The 16,698-nt window shown below is 68.6% G+C and carries 15 protein-coding genes and 1 pseudogene; 8 read left to right on the forward strand and 8 right to left on the reverse strand.

Annotated features, from left to right (window positions below; all coding sequences use genetic code 11):
• Positions 1 to 113 precede the first annotated feature (113 nt).
• The 7 genes from V8690_RS32475 (at position 114) to V8690_RS32505 (ending at position 9,062) form a co-directional block, all read left to right on the forward strand.
• Positions 114 to 2,675, forward strand: coding sequence for a GH32 C-terminal domain-containing protein (locus V8690_RS32475; RefSeq protein WP_338783649.1), 2,562 nt, complete (start codon positions 114 to 116; stop codon positions 2,673 to 2,675).
• Between the two features lie 15 nt (positions 2,676 to 2,690).
• Positions 2,691 to 2,984, forward strand: coding sequence for a putative quinol monooxygenase (locus V8690_RS32480; protein WP_338783650.1), 294 nt, complete (start codon positions 2,691 to 2,693; stop codon positions 2,982 to 2,984).
• 132 nt (positions 2,985 to 3,116) lie between these two features.
• Positions 3,117 to 4,151 (forward strand): LacI family DNA-binding transcriptional regulator, encoded by a 1,035-nt coding sequence (locus V8690_RS32485; RefSeq protein WP_338783651.1) that lies wholly within the window; start codon positions 3,117 to 3,119, stop codon positions 4,149 to 4,151.
• A gap of 105 nt (positions 4,152 to 4,256) precedes the next feature.
• Entirely contained in the window at positions 4,257 to 5,567 is a 1,311-nt protein-coding gene (locus V8690_RS32490) for a sugar ABC transporter substrate-binding protein (RefSeq protein ID WP_338783652.1), read from the forward strand.
• Positions 5,568 to 5,672: 105 nt separating this feature from the next.
• The gene (locus tag V8690_RS32495) at positions 5,673 to 6,608 is read left to right on the forward strand and encodes a sugar ABC transporter permease (protein ID WP_338783653.1); all 936 of its coding nucleotides are present in this window, start codon (positions 5,673 to 5,675) and stop codon (positions 6,606 to 6,608) included.
• Position 6,609: 1 nt separating this feature from the next.
• Positions 6,610 to 7,524, forward strand: a complete 915-nt coding sequence (locus V8690_RS32500) for a carbohydrate ABC transporter permease (RefSeq protein ID WP_338783654.1) — start codon at positions 6,610 to 6,612, stop codon at positions 7,522 to 7,524.
• A 59-nt stretch (positions 7,525 to 7,583) separates the two neighbouring features.
• A complete protein-coding gene (locus V8690_RS32505; protein ID WP_338783655.1) occupies positions 7,584 to 9,062 on the forward strand; it encodes a glycoside hydrolase family 32 protein in 1,479 nt (492 codons plus the stop codon).
• Here V8690_RS32505 and V8690_RS32510 read toward each other — a convergent pair.
• Together V8690_RS32510 and V8690_RS32515 are read right to left on the reverse strand one after the other, a co-directional pair.
• Positions 9,047 to 9,403, reverse strand: a complete 357-nt coding sequence (locus V8690_RS32510) for a hypothetical protein (protein WP_338783656.1) — start codon at positions 9,401 to 9,403, stop codon at positions 9,047 to 9,049. The genes V8690_RS32505 and V8690_RS32510 overlap by 16 nt on opposite strands.
• A 140-nt stretch (positions 9,404 to 9,543) precedes the next feature.
• Positions 9,544 to 9,750: pseudogene (locus V8690_RS32515) on the reverse strand (FAD-dependent oxidoreductase); the annotation flags it as partial.
• 819 nt (positions 9,751 to 10,569) lie between these two features.
• On the opposite strand from V8690_RS32515, the gene V8690_RS32520 reads away from it, so the two are divergent.
• Complete coding sequence (locus tag V8690_RS32520) at positions 10,570 to 11,862, forward strand: phosphatase PAP2 family protein (protein ID WP_338785529.1); 1,293 nt, start codon at positions 10,570 to 10,572, stop codon at positions 11,860 to 11,862.
• Here the strand turns inward: V8690_RS32520 and V8690_RS32525 are convergent.
• Genes V8690_RS32525 through V8690_RS32550 form a run of 6 tightly spaced genes read right to left on the reverse strand, consistent with a single transcriptional unit; the run spans position 11,852 to position 16,594 of the window.
• Entirely contained in the window at positions 11,852 to 12,226 is a 375-nt protein-coding gene (locus V8690_RS32525) for a hypothetical protein (protein WP_338783657.1), read from the reverse strand. The genes V8690_RS32520 and V8690_RS32525 overlap by 11 nt on opposite strands.
• Positions 12,223 to 13,935: a cytochrome c oxidase subunit I gene (gene ctaD, locus V8690_RS32530; protein WP_338783658.1), complete on the reverse strand. Its 1,713-nt coding sequence runs from the start codon at positions 13,933 to 13,935 to the stop codon at positions 12,223 to 12,225. Before ctaD ends, V8690_RS32525 begins: the two co-directional genes overlap by 4 nt.
• Before the next feature lie 41 nt (positions 13,936 to 13,976).
• A complete protein-coding gene (locus V8690_RS32535) occupies positions 13,977 to 15,257 on the reverse strand; it encodes an acyltransferase (RefSeq protein WP_338783659.1) in 1,281 nt (426 codons plus the stop codon).
• A 23-nt stretch (positions 15,258 to 15,280) separates the two neighbouring features.
• Positions 15,281 to 15,508 (reverse strand): hypothetical protein, encoded by a 228-nt coding sequence (locus V8690_RS32540; protein ID WP_338783660.1) that lies wholly within the window; start codon positions 15,506 to 15,508, stop codon positions 15,281 to 15,283.
• Between the two features lie 28 nt (positions 15,509 to 15,536).
• On the reverse strand, positions 15,537 to 15,935 hold the full coding sequence (locus V8690_RS32545) for a hypothetical protein (protein WP_338783661.1): 399 nt from the start codon (positions 15,933 to 15,935) through the stop codon (positions 15,537 to 15,539).
• Positions 15,932 to 16,594, reverse strand: a complete 663-nt coding sequence (locus V8690_RS32550) for a sigma-70 family RNA polymerase sigma factor (RefSeq protein ID WP_338783662.1) — start codon at positions 16,592 to 16,594, stop codon at positions 15,932 to 15,934. The genes V8690_RS32545 and V8690_RS32550 overlap by 4 nt, the downstream gene beginning before the upstream one ends.
• Between the last annotated feature and the right edge of the window lie 104 nt (positions 16,595 to 16,698).

The following is a 16,698-nucleotide window of genomic DNA, read 5'->3' on the forward strand; positions in this document are numbered from 1 at the left end:
CTTTCCCTCTCGGCGCCATGGACGACGGCGCTGAGAAGGCGTCACCCTTCGGTCGGTTCCGCGCCGGAATCCAGGCTCCGCTGCGCGCGGACGGCCACGGCACAGGAGACACCATGAGCTCAGGACGTGTATCCCGGCATGCCCGTATACGGATGATGGCGGCGGTGGCCACCGTCTGCGCGCTGTCCGCGGCCCCGCCGGCCCCGCAGGCCGTCGCCGCCGACACGCCGCCGTACTCCGAGACCTACCGGCCCCAGTTCCACTTCACTCCGGAGAAGAACTGGATGAACGATCCCAACGGCCTCGTGTACTACAAGGGCGAGTACCACCTCTTCTACCAGTACAACCCCAACGGCAACTCCTGGGGCGACATGTCCTGGGGGCACGCGGTGAGCCGGGACCTCGTGCACTGGAAGGAGCTGCCTCTCGCCCTGTCGCACGACGACGAGGAGATGGTGTTCTCCGGCAGCGCGGTCGTCGACTGGAACAACACCACCGGCTTTGGTACCGAGAAGAACCCGCCCATGGTGGCGATCTACACCAGCTACGACAAGGGCACGGGCGTACAGGCCCAGTCGCTCGCCTACAGCACCGACCGCGGCCGCACCTGGACCAAGTACCAGGGCAACCCGGTCATCGACATCGGCTCCAGGGAGTTCCGCGATCCCAAGGTCCAGTGGTACGCGCCGACCAAGAGCTGGCTGATGACGGTGTCGCTGTCCGCCGAGCACAAGGTGCAGTTCTACTCGTCCAGGAACCTCAAGGACTGGAAGCTCCAGAGCGAGTTCGGGCCGGCCGGCGCGACGGGTGGCGTGTGGGAGTGCCCCGACCTGTTCCCCCTCGCGGTCGACGGGGACAAGAACAACATCAAGTGGGTCCTGGTCGTCAACATCAACCCCGGTGGTATCGCGGGCGGTTCGGCCGCCCAGTACTTCATCGGCGACTTCGACGGCAGGAAGTTCACCGCCGAGGACAAGGGCACCTACACCCCGCCCTCCGGCACGGTGATGCAGGACTTCGAGGGCACCGACTTCGGCGCGTGGACGGCCACCGGCACCGCGTTCGGCGACGGACCGGCGGCCGGGGCGGTGGCAGGGCAGGGAACCGTCGAAGGCTTCGACGGCAAGGGCCTCGCCAACAGCTTCCACGGCGGTGACGCGACCACCGGCATCCTCACCTCGCCCGAGTTCACCGTCGACAGCCGCTACCTGAACTTCAAGGTCGGAGGCGGACGGCACCCGCACGAGCCCGGGACGCTCCTGGAGGAGGCAGACCCGCCCGCGGGCACGGTCCTCGCCGACTTCGAAGGCGGCAGCTACGGCGACTGGACGACGACCGGAGACGCCTTCGGCTCGGCACCGGCCACCGGCACCCTCCCCAACCAGCAGGAAGTCTCCGGATTCCTGGGCAGCGGCCTGGTCAACAGCTACCTGAACGGCGACTCCACCACGGGCACCCTCACCTCGCCGGAGTTCACCATCGACAAGGACTACGTCAACTTCCTCGTCGGCGGCGGCAACCACCCCGTCGGCTCCGGCAACCCCACCGCCGTCGAGCTCCTCGTGGACGGCCAAGTCGTCCGCAGCACGACCGGAAAGGACGCCGAGGCGCTCAACTGGTCCTCCTGGGACGTCAAGGACCTCGCCGGCAAGAAGGCGCGGATCAGGATCGTCGACGACAACACCGGCGGCTGGGGCCACATCAACGTCGACCACATCGTGCTGTCCGACGCCAAGGCCCAGCCCGTCTCCCAGGAGACGTCCGTCAACCTGGTCGTCGACGGCCAGGTCGTCCGCAGCGCCACCGGCTCCAACAGCGAGGCCCTGGACTGGGCGTCCTTCGACCTGCGTCCCTACGCCGGCAAGAAGGCGCGGATACAGATCGTCGACATGAACACCGCCGGCTGGGGCCACATCCTGGCCGACCGGTTCACCGCCGCCGACGCCCCCGCCAAGTCCGTCGTGCAGCGCGCCGACTGGGCCGACTACGGCAAGGACTACTACGCGGCCGTGTCCTGGGAGAACGCACCGGGCGGCAAGCGCTACATGATCGGATGGATGAACAACTGGGACTACAGCGGCGCCATCCCCACCTCCCCCTGGCGCGGCGCGCAAAGCATTCCGCGGGAAATGGCACTGCGTACCGTCAACGGCCGGATCCGGCTGACCAGCAAGCCCGTGGGCAGCCTGGAGTCCCTCCGGCAGAGCGGGCCGGCAACGGCGTCCGGTGTCACCGTCAAGAGCGCGACGAAGCCCCTGATCGGTCCTGCGGCCGAGGGCAAGGCACTCGACATCGAGGCGACCTTCTCCCTCAAGGACGCCGAACGCTTCGGCCTGAAGGTGCGCACGGGTGCCAGGGGCGAGGAGACCGTCATCGGCTACGACACCACGACACAGGAGCTGTACGTCGACCGCACCCGCTCCGGCGCCGTGGACTTCAACAGCACCTTCCCCGGCGTCCAGACAGCACCACTGAAGCCCGAGAACGGCAAGGTCAAGCTGCGGATCCTCGTCGACTGGTCGTCCGTCGAGGTCTTCGGCGGCAACGGCGAGGCCGTGATCACCGACCAGATCTTCCCCGACCCGGCCAGCCAGGGAGTGGAGGTCTTCGCCGAGAACGGCTCGGTGAACCTGGACAAGGCCGTCGTCTGGCACCTCGACTCCGCCCACGACTGACAAGGACGCGAGACCATGAAGAAAACCCTGCTTGCCGAGTTCACCGCCCGCGAGGGAGCGGAGGACGAGGTCACACGCCTGATCCTGGAGTACGCCGAGAAGGTGCGCGAGGAAGAGGGCAACCTCGCCTTCGACGTCTACACCAAAGAGGCCAGCCCGCGCGCTTACTGGATCTTCGAGGTGTACCGGGACGAGGACGCCTTCCAGGCACACCTGAAGGCCCCGTACGGCGGCCCGTTCAACACCGCACTCGCTCCTCTGATCGAGGAGGACGCCTCCGTGCTGACCTTCCTCGATCCGGTGGCCTGACCGGGCCGGCCCGCCTCGCGGGCCGGCCGGCACACGGTACTCGGCCACGAGTTCGTAACAAGCCGTTGACAGGGGCGCTCCGTGAGGCGCAATCTCATCCCGCACTCACTTGCCAAAACGATTGGGCACGACATGGGCAGGCGGATCGGCATCAAGGACGTGGCGGCAGCCGCGGGCGTCTCGGCCACGACCGTCTCCCACATCCTCAACGAGGTCGAGGGCAAGCGCATCAACGCCGAGACCCGGCAGCGCGTTCTCGAAACGGCCCGGGAACTGGGTTACGCACCCAATGGGCTGGCGCGGGGGCTGCGCCTGAAGCGGTCGCACACGATCGGCTTCGTCAGCGACCAGATCGCCACCACCCCGCACGCCGGCCGGATCATCCTCGGAGCGCAGGAGGAAGCGGCCAAGCACGACCTGCTGCTGCTCATGCTCAACACCGGCGGCGACCCCGAGCTGGAGCGCAAGGAGATCGACCTGCTGCTCCAGCGCCAGGTCGACGGCGTGCTCTACGCGTCCATGTACCACCGGGTCGTGGAGCTGCCGGAGCGGCTGCGGTCGGTCCCCACGGTGCTGTTGGACGCGCGCTCGGACGACCCCGGGGTGCCCTCGGTCGTACCGGACGAGGTCCTGGGCGGTCGCACGGCGGTGCGCGAGCTGGTCCGCCACGGCCACCGCCGGATCGGCTTCCTCAACAACGTCGACGACATCCCGGCCACCCACGGGCGCCTCGAGGGCTACCGCGGCGTCCTCGCGGAAGCGGGGATCGCCGAGGACCCGCGGCTGGTGGTGGCGGAGACCAGCGATGCCGTCGGCGGATACCGGTCCGCGCTCCGGCTGTTGCAGTCGGAGGAACGGCCCACCGCGCTGTTCTGTTTCGCCGACCGGATGGCGATGGGCGTCTACCGCGCCGCCGCCGAACTGGGACTGTCGATCCCCGACGACCTGTCGGTCATCGGCTTCGACAACCAGGACCTGATCTGTGACGGCTTGTTCCCCGGGCTGACCACCGTCGCCCTGCCGCACTACGAGATGGGGGCGCGGGCCGTCGCACAACTGCTCGCGCTCACGGGCGCCCCGGGCCGGGAGCCTGGTCCGGCTGCTCAGGAAATGCTGCCCTGCCCGCTGGTGGCACGGGCATCGGTCGCTTCGCCGCCCCGACTCTGACCCCGGAACGGCGAAGCACCACCGATACAGACGGCCGTCAGCAGCGGCCGCCGGCACGGTCTGCCAGGACCGTGCCCAGTGACATTGGAGGACCCAGTGAACCCAGTGGAGTCGAGAACCAGGCGCCTCACGGCATCGAGCATAGCCGCCCTGACCGCGGCAGCGCTCGTGGCCGGGTGCGGCGGCAGCGGGAGCGCCGGCTCGTCGGGCGCCGACGGCAACACGCTGACCCTGTGGACGCACAATGCCGGCAACGCCGCCGAGTACGACGTCGTGAAGAAGATCGTCAAGGACTTCAACGCCAGCCAGGGCACGTACAAGGTCAAGATCCAGGCATTCCCGCAGGGTTCCTACAACGACTCGGTGGTGGCCGCGGCCTCCGCCAAGAAGCTGCCGTGCGTTCTCGACGTCGACGGCCCCAACGTCCCGAACTGGGCCTGGGGCGGGTACCTCGCGCCGCTGGACCTGTCCACGGGCAAGGTCGCCGTGAAGGACCAACTGCCCAGCACGGTCGCCACCTACCAGGACAAGACCTACGCGTTCGGCTTCTACGACGTGGCACTGACCCTGTACTCCCGCAAGTCGGTGCTGAAGGAGTACGGCATCCGCGTGCCCACCTTCGACAAGCCCTGGACCAAGAACGAGTTCATGGACGCGCTCGCCAAGATCAAGGAGGGCGGCACGTTCAAGAACACCCTGGACCTCGGTACGGGCGACCCCGGCGAGTGGTGGCCGTACGCCTACTCCCCGATGCTCCAGAGCTTCGGCGGGGATCTGATCGACCGCTCGGACTACAAGACCGCCAAGGGCACGCTGAACGGTGAGAAGGCCGTCGAGTGGGGCAAGTGGTTCCGCTCGCTGGTCACGAAGGGCTACGCACCACAGAAGTCCAGCAAGAGCCCGGCCGACGACTTCCGCAACGGCAAGACCGCCATCCAGTGGGACGGCAGCTGGTCGGCCCAGGCCAACGTCGACAAGTTCGGCAGCGACCTCGCGATCCTCCCGCCGGTCGACTTCGGCAACGGACCGAAGATCGGCGGAGCGTCCTGGCAGTGGGGCATGAGCTCGACCTGCTCCAACAAGGAAGGCGCCCAGGCGTACCTGAACTTCTCCCGGCAGACGAAGTACTTCGTGGACTTCGCCAAGGCCACCAACACCATTCCCGCCACCAACGCGGCGGCGCAGCAGGTGAAGGGCTACGAAGCGGGCGGCCGGTTCAACATCTTCCTCAAGGCGGCACAGCAGTTCGCGGTGGTCCGGCCCGTCACCCCGGCCTACCCCTACATCTCCACGGTGTTCGCCAAGACGGCTCGGGACATCCTGGCCGGCGCCGACGTCAAGGGCGCCCTCGACCAGGCGGCCGGAGAGATCGACAACAACCTGTCGAGCAACGGCTACTACGCCACCGGCAGCTGACCGCGCCCGCCCCTCCCGGCGGACGGCAAAAGCCGGTTCAACCCTTCCGCCTCCGCCGGGAACACATACCTGCCTGGATGTCCCATGGCCACCACAATGACCTCCATGTCCACCCGGCCCGGGGAGACCGACGCCTCCCCGAAGGCCAAGCCGCCGACCCGCAGGCGCGCCCGGCGCAGAGAGAGCCTCGCCGCGCTCGGCATGGTCAGCCCCGCCGTGTTCCTGCTGGTGATGTTCATCGTCATCCCCGTGGTGCTGGCCTTCGCCCTGGCGTTCACCAACGCCCGCCTGATCTCCCCGGTCCCCGCCCAGTTCACGGGACTTCGCAACTTCCGCACCCTGCTGGACGACCCGCTGTTCTACAAGTCGCTGCGGAACACCTTCTACTTCGCCGCCGTCATCGTCCCGCTCCAGGGGGGCCTGGCGCTGCTGCTCGCCCTGCTCGTCAACGCCAAGGTCAAGGGCGTCAACTTCTTCCGCACCGTCTACTTCCTCCCCGTCGTCACCTCGATGGTCGTCGTCTCCATCCTGTGGACGCTGCTGTACCAGAAGACCGGGCTGGTCAACGAGATCATCTCCCACCTCACCTTCGGCCAGGTCCAGGGACCGGACTGGCTGACCGACCCGTCCACTGCCATGCCCGCCATCATCGTCATGTCCGTCTGGCAGGGCGTCGGCTTCCACATGATCATCTGGCTGGCCGGACTCCAGACCATCCCTCAGGAGCTGTACGAGGCGGCCGACATGGACGGCGCCACCCGCTGGGTCCGCTTCCGGCACGTGACGTGGCCCGGCCTCAAGGCCACCCGCACCTTCGTGCTCATCACCATCACCATCAACGCGTTCGCCCTGTTCACCCAGGTCGCCGTGATGACGCAAGGCGGGCCCTTGGACGCCACCAGCACGGTCGTCTACCAGGCGGTGCGGACCGGCTACAGCCAGCAGCAGACCGGATACGCGTCCGCGATCTCCCTCGTCTTCTTCGTTCTGGTGCTGGCGGTCTCCCTCGTCCAGCGCTTCCTCACCCGGGAGAAGGACTGACATGACCTCCGTATCCCCTGCTCCCGCCCGCCCGGGCCGCCGCCGGAGGCCGTCACCGCGCCGGATCGGTGTGCAGACGGCACGCGTCGCGCTCGCGCTGTTCTTCTCGTTCCCGATCGTCTTCATGCTGGTGTCGTCGTTCAAGCCCGACGGGCAGATCTTCGGCGACCTCGACGGCATCCAGGCGTTCCTGCCGGTCGGCCATCTCTCCCTGGACAACTACACCGGGGTCTTCGACCGGGTGCCCGCCACGCGCTTCCTGCTCAACTCGATCGGGATCTCGGCCGTCACGGTGGCGCTGAGCGTCTTCATCAACAGCCTCGCGGCGTTCGCGCTGTCCCGGATGCGCTGGCGCGGAAAGAAGATCGTCCTCACCGCCGTGATCGCGACGCTGATCGTGCCGTTCGAGACCTTCGCCCTGCCGATGGTCTGGTGGGTCAACAAACTGCCCTGGCTCCAGCTGGAGGGCGGCCGGATCGTCGTGACGGAAGGCTGGCTCGACACCTACCAGGTGCAGATCCTGCCGTTCATCGGCAACGCCATGTTCATCTTCCTGTTCCACCAGTACTTCCAGAGCATCCCCAAGGAGCTCGACGAAGCGGCGGTCATCGACGGGGCGAGCTGGTTCGGCATCTACCGACGCATCGTCATGCCGCTGTCCGGCCCGGCGATCGCCACGGTGGCCATCCTGGCCTTCCTGCCCATGTGGAACCAATACCTGTGGCCGCTGATGGTCGTCCAGAGCGAGGAACTGCGGCCCGTCATGGTCGGCATCGACTACTTCTTCCAGCTCAACCCCTCCTGGGGCGAGATCATGGCCTACTCCTCGATGATCACCGTGCCGGTGCTCGCCCTGTTCGTGGCGTTCCAGCGGGCCTTCGTCAGCAGCATCGCCTCCAGCGGCGTCAAGGGCTGAGCCCGATGCCCCCTTCCGCTTCCACGCCCGCGCTTCGCGCGCCCTTCGAAAGGCCCCGTGTGTCCACGCCCCCCGCCGACCCCCACCTGCCCGCCGTACACGTGCGCCCGCCCCGCAACTGGATCAACGATCCCAACGGGCTGGTCTTCCACGACGGCCAGTACCACGTGTTCTTCCAGTACAACCCGTACGCCCCGCGGCACGCGACCATCCACTGGGGCCACTTCCGCAGCCCCGACCTGATCACCTGGGAGGAACTCCCGGTGGCCCTCGCCCCCACCCCCGGCGGCCACGACACGGACGGCTGCTTCTCCGGCAACGCCGTCTCCGTCGACGGCCGACTCGTCGCCTTCTACTCCGCCCACCGCGACGACCGCTGGTGGCAGCCGGTCGCGACCGCCCAGTCGACCGACGGCGGTTACACCTGGACCAAGCGGCCGGAGTTGCTCATCCCGCAGCCGCCCGCGGAGACGACCATGTACCGGGACCCCTACGTCTGGCAGCAGGACGGCCGCTGGCGGATGCTCGTCGGCTCCGCCCTCGCCGACGGCCGCGGAGCGGCGCAGCTCTACGAGTCCGGGGACCTGGAGCACTGGGTTCACCTCGGCCCCTTCCACACCAGCAGCCCCGCCGGGACTGCCGACCCGGTCGGCTGGGAATGCCCCCAGTACGCGACCTTCGGCGACCGCGGCGTCCTGGTCGTCAGCGACTGGACTGAGCAGGGCGGCCCGAGCCACGTGACGGTACACGCCGGCCGGGAGGAACACGGCCGATTCACGGCCACGGCCTCTCCCGTACGACTGGACCACGGCCCGGACTTCTATGCGCCGGCTCTGCTCAAAACCCCTGACGAAGACCGATGGCTGCTGTGGGGCTGGTCGTGGGAGGCCCGCGCCGACTCCTGGTCAGGCGAGGCCGGTTGGGCAGGGGTCCTCACCCTCCCGCGCGAACTCACCCTGGCCGACGACGGTACGGTCGGCCAGCGTCCGGCCCGTGAACTGCTCGCCCTGCGGGGGGATCGCGTCGTGCACCACACGGGACAGGTCACCCCGTCCCGTCCGACCGAGCTGGGGGAGGTCGGCCGCACTTTCGACCTCACCGCCGTCCTGACCCCCGACCCCACCGGGACGAGCGGTCTGCGCCTGATCACGTCCTCGGACGGAGCCGAGTATCTCGACATCAGCCTCGACCCCACCGCCGGCCATCTCATCGTCGACCGCAGCCACGCGTCACTGGACGCACGAGCGCAAGCAGGCGCGTACGCTCTCCCGAGCCCGGCCCTGAAGGCCCCCGGCGCTCCTGTCGAACTGCGTGTCGTCGTGGACCGCTCGATCGCCGAGGTCTACCTGTCCACCGGCCAGGCCCTCACTCTCAGGTTCTATCCCGTCGGTGACGGGCCGTGGCGGCTTCAGGCCCGCACCGGAGGGAGAGGAGGAAGGGCCTTCACTGTCGAGGCATGGGACCTGGCAAGGAAGGCGTGGCGATCCTCGAACCGGCCGGGAAGAGCTTCTGAACTGATCGCTCAGCGGTCGGAATAGCTGAAGTCGCCCACGGTCCAGGCGCTGACCTCTTCGATCGCGACGCGGTACATTCCGCCCGTCTCCGGGATCCCCACGGTGCCCTGAAGGATGCGGGCGACATGGAAGTGAAGATGCGTGGGCGGCCCGTTCTTCACAGGAGCGCCGAAGACGGCGGAGAACTCGCCCAAGCGCTCCGAATCCGTGAGCACGTCCGACACCCTCTGCCTCCACACCGCTTCTGGAGCCAGTCGACCGGTGATGACAGCACCGCCGGTGACCACGGTCAGGGACATCTGATTGCTCTGCCCGGATTCCACCAGGGCGGCGACTTCAACCAGCAGCTCGTCAGGCTTCGACATGAGGCAGAGTGTATTCACCAGCCGTCCGGCTGCCTGAGCGGTGCCGCCACCGGGCACGGCGGGCGCTCACAGAGAAGTACTCTCGCGGTCCCGGGGGAGCCGGGCGGCCAGGACGGTGGCGCCGCGTACCAAGGGCGTGGCCAGGCCGGGGGCAGGGCGGCGAGGGATGCTTCGATGAGGCCGCCGCCGCAGGTTTTGTAGCGGGGAATGGCGACGCGCTCCAGCAGCAGCGTCGCACAGCCTTTCTCGGCGGCGACGCGGGCGGCGGTGGCGCCTGCCGGGTCTGCGCCGACGACGATCACGTCCCAGGTGCCGGGCGTGCGGGTGGGGGCGGAAGGAGGAGGCATACGAAGGGTCACCTGGCGTCGGGCGAAACGGGCGGCGGGAAAGGCCGGTTGGATACGACCGCGAGGTGGCGGCCGGCTCCGCACCGGGAGGCGCGTCCTCCTGCCCGTGTTACGGGTCGAAGGGGCGCTTCCTGCGCGTTGATCCCGGTGAACTCCGGCTCGTGGGCGTAGACGTCGTCGAGGAAGCAGCCGTAGCGCAGCCGGGCCGCGACCTGGTCGGGAAACCGGCCAGCTCCACCTGCTCCCACCGCTCGCCGGGCACCTCCCGCACCGTGTCCCGGCGCGCCGTCAACAACCGCCAGAGCGAGGTGAGGGAGCGGACGGCACCAGGGAAGCGGCAGGCGGGCTCCGACGATCGCGACGGGTTCGTCCTGAGCCGCTCCGGGCTGCTCGATGCCGGGGTGTACACGCATGGGTGGTCCGTCCTTCACGCACGAGGGAACGTGGAGGCGGCCGGCTTCGGGAGCGCTCCACCGCGCCGTCGGATCGATAGCGCGAGGCACCGGCCATTTCGGCATGTGGCTGGTGGTGCGCCAAGGACATACGCGCTGCGGGCGGTTGTGCGTCGGGGGCGGCAACGCCCCAACGCACCTGATTCAGCCGCTTGGGCAGGCGCTTGAACGATCATCGGTGTCGTGTCGGCGACTCTTTGTATTTTCCCACCCCGCACGCACCGTTCCGATAGCATGTTCGATCGCGTCACGATCACCCTCATGACCACCAACACATCGAATAAGACAATTGATACCTATAACAACGCGGATCTTCTCGCGATTAAGACGCAGAATGGCGTTCGCCGCATGGCCTCGACCGCGGACGATGCTGTGGGCCACGGCGGGTGTGGTGGTCCTCGGGTTTCTCATCGCGCTGGAGATCGCCGCGCGCCGCTACGGGCTGCCCGGGCCGATCACCTGCCAGGTGCGGGAGGTGATCGTCGCCCCCAAATCCGGCTTCCTGCTGTACGCCTGCATGGCGCTGACGATGGTGGTGCTCACCCGGCGGCAACGGTTCATCGCGTTCGGCGCCGCGATCGGCATCGACGCCGTTTTCCTGGTGGCGCGGTGGGCGGTCGGCGCCGATCTGACCGACGGCCATCCCTTCGGCAACGGCGCGTTGTGGGTGATTCTGGGTGTTGCGGTCATCGCTGTGACGCGGCGCACCGGCCAGGAACGTGTCCTGCTGCTGAAGGGCGTCGGGCTGGGCCTGCTGCTGGTGGCCGGCCGCAAGACCGGTGACACCTGGCTGCTCATCACCTCGAAGACCCGCCCGATGGTGCTCGACCCGTACCTGGCGACCGCCGACCACGCGCTGGGCAACCCGTCGTGGCTGGTGGGCCGGATCGTCACGGCCACCGGCCCGGTCGGTGCCCGTGCCCTCGACTACGTCTACGCCCAACTGGCGGTGGCCGCGGTCGTCGTCGCGCTGTACCAGCTGCGCAACGTGGCGGCCGAGCGCCGCTTCCCGCGCCATCACCTGGTGCGCACCTTCCTGGTCATCGGCCTCCTCGGGCCGGGCATCTACATGGTCTTCCCGGTCGTCGGACCGATCTTCGCCTACGGCGCCGACGGCGGGCACTGGGCGGTGGCCAACCTGTGGCCGGACCTGCCGCCGCCGATCAGCGCCGTCCCGCACGAGATACCGTTCGACGGGATCACCCCCCGCAACTGCATGCCCAGCCTGCACACGGCTTGGGCCACCGCGATCTACATCCATTCCCGCAAGGGCCCGCGCGTGCTGCGCTACGCGGGCACGTTCTGGCTGATCGCCACACTCACCGCGACGCTGGGTTTCGGCTACCACTACGGCGTGGACCTCGTGGCCGGCGTGGTGTTCACGGTCACGATCGAGGCGGCCCTGCGCTCGCTCGAACGCGGCTGGGACCGGTCGGGAATCCAGCTGGTCACCTACGGAGTGGCGGTCTTCACCGCGCTGTTGCTCTCCTACCGCTATCTGCCGATGGAGATGGCCGAGCGTCCGTGGCTGTTCGGACCGCTGCTCATTCTGGCGATGTCCTCGGTGATCTACGGCTACGTACGGACCACCGGTCAGTGGGAAACGAAGGCCGTGCCGGCGCGGCAGTCGCAACCCGATCCCGAACTGGTCAGCGGGTGAGCAGGACCGTCAGAGCGCTCACTCCGCCCGCGCAGGCGAGGACGGCACAGGCGCAGGCGGCGTGGCGGCGGAGCAGGGTGTGCCGGAGGGCGGCGTAGCGGCTCTCGTACTCCTGTCGCAGCTCCTCGGCCCGCCGGACCGTGCTGTGCAGCAGCTGGCGTGTGACGTCGAGGCGCCGGCGGATGTAGTGGCCGGTGAGTTCCTCTGCTTGGGTGATGGTCAGCCACGGCATCCGTGCGCAGAGGTCTTCGGCCTCGCGACGTGCCTGGTCGCGATGGGCGTGCGCGAGGAGGTAGCCCTCCGCCTCGTCGGCCAGCGCGTGCCGCTGGTCGTCGTGAGGCGCCTCGTGACCGCCGCGTCTCACGGCCGTTCGCCCTTGTGCCCGTCGGCCTCGACGACATCGCGTTTGCCGGTGTTCTCCGCCTCGTCCAGCTGGGCCACGTCGGGATGGTGCAGGTCGAAGGCGGGGGATTCGGAGCGGATGCGCGGCAGGGTGAGGAAGTTGTGCCGCGGGGGCGGACACGAGGTCGCCCACTCCAGGGAACGCCCGTACCCCCACGGGTCGTCGACCTCGACCCGCTTGCCCTCCTGGGCGGTCTTCCACACGTTGTACAGGAACGGCAGAGTGGACAGGCCCAGCAGGAACGCGCCGATCGACGAGAGGGTGTTGAGCGCGGTGAAACCGTCCGCGGCGAGGTAGTCGGCGTAGCGGCGGGGCATGCCTTCGGCACCCAGCCAGTGCTGCACCAGGAACGTGGTGTGGAAGCCCACGAAGAGCGTCCAGAAGTGGATCTTCTCGAGGCGTTCGTCCAGCATCGTGCCGGTCATCTTCGGCCACCAGAAGCTGAAGCCGCCGAACATCGCGAACACGATCGTGCCGAAGAGCACGTAGTGGAAGTGCGCGATCACGAAGTAGGAGTCGGTCACGTGCCAGTCCAGGGGCGGCGAGCCGAGGATGACGCCGGTCAGACCGCCGAAGAGGAACGTGACCAGGAAGCCGGCCGCCCACAGCATCGGCGGCTCGAAGGACAGCGAGCCCTTCCACATGGTGCCGATCCAGTTGAAGAACTTCACCCCCGTCGGCACGGCGATCAGATACGTCATGAAGGAGAAGAACGGCAACAGCACCGCCCCGGTGGCGAACATGTGGTGCGCCCACACCGTCACGGACAGCCCGGCGATGGCGATCGTGGCGCCGATCAGCCCCGTGTAACCGAAGATCGGCTTACGCGCGAACACGGGGATGATCTCGGTGATCACGCCGAAGAACGGCAGGGCCAGGATGTACACCTCGGGGTGGCCGAAGAACCAGAACAGATGCTGCCAGAGGACCGCGCCGCCGTTCTCCGCGTTGAACACCTGCGCCCCGAAGCGGCGGTCGGCCTCCAGCACCAGCAGCGCGGCGGCCAGCACCGGGAACGCCAGCAGCACCAGCACCGAGGTGAGCAGCACGTTCCAGGTGAAGATCGGCATCCGGAACATGGTCATGCCGGGGGCGCGCATGCAGATGATCGTGGTGATGAAGTTGACGGAGCCGAGGATGGTGCCGAACCCGGACAGCGCCAGGCCCATGATCCACAGGTCCCCGCCGACCTGGGGGGTGCGCTCCCCGCCGCTGAGCGGGGTGTAGGCGGTCCAGCCGAAGTCGGCGGCGCCCTGGGGGGTGAGCAGGCTGCCGAGCACGATCAGACCGCCGAAGAGGAACAGCCAGTACGAGAGCATGTTCAGCCGAGGGAATGCCACGTCCGGGGAGCCGATCTGCAACGGCATCACCGCGTTGGCGAACCCGGCGAACGTCGGCGTCGCGAACAGCAGCAGCATGATCGTGCCGTGCATGGTGAACGCCTGGTTGTACTGCTCGTTGGACAGCCACTGGATCCCCGGCCGGGCCAGCTCGGCCCGGATGGCCATCGCCAGCGCCCCGGCGATCAGGAAGAAGCCGAACGACGTGATCAGGTACAGGTGCCCGATCTTCTTGTGGTCCGTCGTCGTCAGCCAGGAGACGATCACCTGGCCCGGGCCGCGGCGCTCCGCCGCCGGTACCGGAGCGACCGGTTCGGTATGTGTCGCCATGGGGCTCCTCGATCGGCAGTGCGCGTCCAACTCCGCGGAAACTAGTCCCGCTGAGGCGGCACAGCCGTCTGACGTGGGGCTTTTCTAGGCTGAACGGCCGAACGATCCATGCGAATGAGTGGCGTTCCGTCCACGCGGGGACGGCGTGCCAGCTTTTGGCCCCATGCCTGGCCCGGCGCTTCGATGTGACGGTGGGTCAGCAAAGACAGCGGCAGCAGCACGGCGAAGAAGGCGGCTTCGAGTACGGGATGGTCCTGCCGCCGCCGGCCGATCGTGTGGTCGAACACGGCGAGCAGCAGCGGATGCAGCAAGTAGACCGAGTAACTGAGCGTTCCCAGTCCGATCATTGGGTGCGGTATCCGCCGGCGACGGCACGCCAGTCCGGCACCGAAGGTGAGTACGGCCAGCAGGAACGCCGTGATCCAGCCGCGCCGCGTGAAGTGGGAGCCGTCGCCGTACCCGTACGCACTGCCCACGGCACAGGCGGTCACGATTGCACCCGCGCGGGCCGCGCGTCGCCAGGTGCTCTGACCGTGCTCGGCCCGGTAGACGGCGGTGCCCAGGAACATCACGGCGAGGATCACCAGGCCCTCCCAGAGGGGAACCGTGCCGTTGAGCGGAACCAGGACGAGGGCCGCCACGCCGCCCAGCACGCCCCCGGCCACCCGGAGCACGGGTGACGCGGCGCTCGCACAGCAGATGGCGATCGCCATGGCGATCGAGGTGCACGCGACCAGCGGGCCGGTGCCGACCCTCTCCGAGAGGGCGGAGACCGGCAGTACGACCCCTGCCGCCACGCTCACTGCGGCGACCACGGCCAGCAAGACGGCGACCGCTGCCGACCGCTGGTGAAGGCGGACCGTGAAGAGAGCGACGACCAGCAGGTAGAAGGCCATCTCGTACGAGAGCGTCCACAGGACGAGCAGGAGATTGGGCGTCCCCAGCAACTCCTGGAGCATGGCGACGTGGGCGACGGCCACCGTGGCGGCGCTCAGCCCGCCGAAGTCAGGCAGCTCCGCGACGCCCAGGACACCGGCGACGAGGGCTGCCGCGACGACAGCCGCCCACAGGGGGTACACACGGAAGAACCGTCCGGTCCAGAACGCCCGGACGCACCCCCGGCGCTCCAGCGACGCGGGCACGATATAGCCGCTCACCAGGAAGAACACCATGATGCCGTAGCGGCTGGTGTTGAACTCCGGCATCAGCTCCCGCCGGAACTCCGGCATAAAGGTGTACGCCGAGTGGTCGAACACCACGACGAGTGCCGCGATGCCACGCAAGGCGTCCAGCCAGCCCAGCCGCGACGGACCGGCCGGCACGGCGGACCCGGGTAATCGTGACGTCACCGACGCCGACCGCTTCGGACGTCGGACAGGGAGACCTTCATCGGAACGCAGGGTTCGGCCTCGCTCTTGGTCGCGTAGAACTCGACCGCGCGGGGCTGGGAGGAGCCCCGGGTGTTCTCGAAGGCCAGCACGTTGCCCCGGCGCAGGGTGACGTCCCAGCCGGCCTTCACGGGGATCAGGGGGCGGCCGTCAAGGATCAGGGGGCGGCCGTGTGCGTCGACCACCGGGGAGACTTTGCTGCGCTCACAGACGTCAGCCGGCGGGGAGCAGGTCAATGGTCACCTCGATGCCCCACGGGCGGACCTTGTCGGCGAGTTCCTGCTGGGCGGCGACACCGATGCTCTGCTCCTGCACGGTGAGCTTGACGCTGCCGTCTCCGACCGGCTCCACCGCGTACGCCTTCGAGCCGGCCGCCGAACCGGGCACGACCACCGCGGCGAGCCAGGCCACCGCACAGGCCGCCGCGACGACCGCGATCCGCCGAGGAGCGAACGGAGCGAACGGAGCCAGCCGAGCGAGGAAACGGCCGAGGGAAGCCTTCGTCCCGCGCTCGCCCGTCCTGACGTCACCCGACCAGGTCTCGCCGCTCTCACGCAGCCGGATCTCCCTCTTCAGTTCGTCGAGAAGACGGTCCTCGAATGTCGTCCTCATGCTCGGGCGCCTCCCCTTGCGACGTGCAACAGCGACGGGTCCGGGGTGCCCGCTCCCGTGGGACTCGTGGGCCTTGCCCGTGGTGGCGCGGGAGTGCTCTTCGGTGCCTTGACGTCCGCCTCTTCCCGCAGCGCCTTGCGCGCCCGGTGCAGCCGGACCCGGGCCGTGACCTGGCGGATGCCCAGTGCGGCCGCCGCCTCCGTGACCGTGAGCTGGTCGACCGCGATCAGCTCCATGACGGCCTGCTCGCCTTCGGGAAGAGCCGCCAGCGCGGCCAGGGCGCGCCGTCCCGGGCTCTCCGCGTCGAGCCTGTCCTCGATACGGGCGATGTCGTCGGCCTCCAGCAACCGCCGCCCGGAGAAACGCAGATCGCGTTCCGCCTCGCGGGCGACCCGGCGGCGCTCCGACGACACGACGTTGCGGGCGATGCCGTACAGCCACGCCGTCTCGCTGCCGAGGCGGGGCCGGTAGGAGTGGGCCGAGTCGAGGACGGCGAGGAAGATCTCCGCCGTCAGGTCGGCAGCGGTGTGCGGATCGTCGACGCGCCGGGCCACGAAACGCGTGACCGCGTCCACGTGGCGCCGGTAGAACTCCTCGAAGAGCCGAGGGTCACGTACCGCCGCGGCGGGCCCACCCCGTAACCGTTCCACGCCATCCACGAACGACTCCTTCTCGTCGGAGGCTCCCCGGGTCCTCGTCGGAGGTTCACCGGAGTCCCGCAAAGGCACTTCACTTGTTCTTGGGCACGGGCGCGAGAAGCGTT

Source organism: Streptomyces sp. DG1A-41 (assembly GCF_037055355.1).
GTDB lineage: Bacteria > Actinomycetota > Actinomycetes > Streptomycetales > Streptomycetaceae > Streptomyces.

What these genes read in the sequence shown, in the direction of transcription:
- V8690_RS32475 (WP_338783649.1), top strand. Translation starts at nt 114, where the DNA reads ATGAGCTCAGGACGTGTATCCCGGCATGCCCGTATACGGATGATGGCG.
- V8690_RS32480 (WP_338783650.1), top strand. Translation starts at nt 2,691, where the DNA reads ATGAAGAAAACCCTGCTTGCCGAGTTCACCGCCCGCGAGGGAGCGGAG.
- V8690_RS32485 (WP_338783651.1), top strand. Translation starts at nt 3,117, where the DNA reads ATGGGCAGGCGGATCGGCATCAAGGACGTGGCGGCAGCCGCGGGCGTC.
- V8690_RS32495 (WP_338783653.1), top strand. Translation starts at nt 5,673, where the DNA reads ATGTCCACCCGGCCCGGGGAGACCGACGCCTCCCCGAAGGCCAAGCCG.
- V8690_RS32500 (WP_338783654.1), top strand. Translation starts at nt 6,610, where the DNA reads ATGACCTCCGTATCCCCTGCTCCCGCCCGCCCGGGCCGCCGCCGGAGG.
- V8690_RS32510 (WP_338783656.1), bottom strand. Translation starts at nt 9,403, where the DNA reads ATGTCGAAGCCTGACGAGCTGCTGGTTGAAGTCGCCGCCCTGGTGGAA.
- V8690_RS32520 (WP_338785529.1), top strand. Translation starts at nt 10,570, where the DNA reads ATGCTGTGGGCCACGGCGGGTGTGGTGGTCCTCGGGTTTCTCATCGCG.
- ctaD (WP_338783658.1), bottom strand. Translation starts at nt 13,935, where the DNA reads ATGGCGACACATACCGAACCGGTCGCTCCGGTACCGGCGGCGGAGCGC.
- V8690_RS32545 (WP_338783661.1), bottom strand. Translation starts at nt 15,935, where the DNA reads ATGAGGACGACATTCGAGGACCGTCTTCTCGACGAACTGAAGAGGGAG.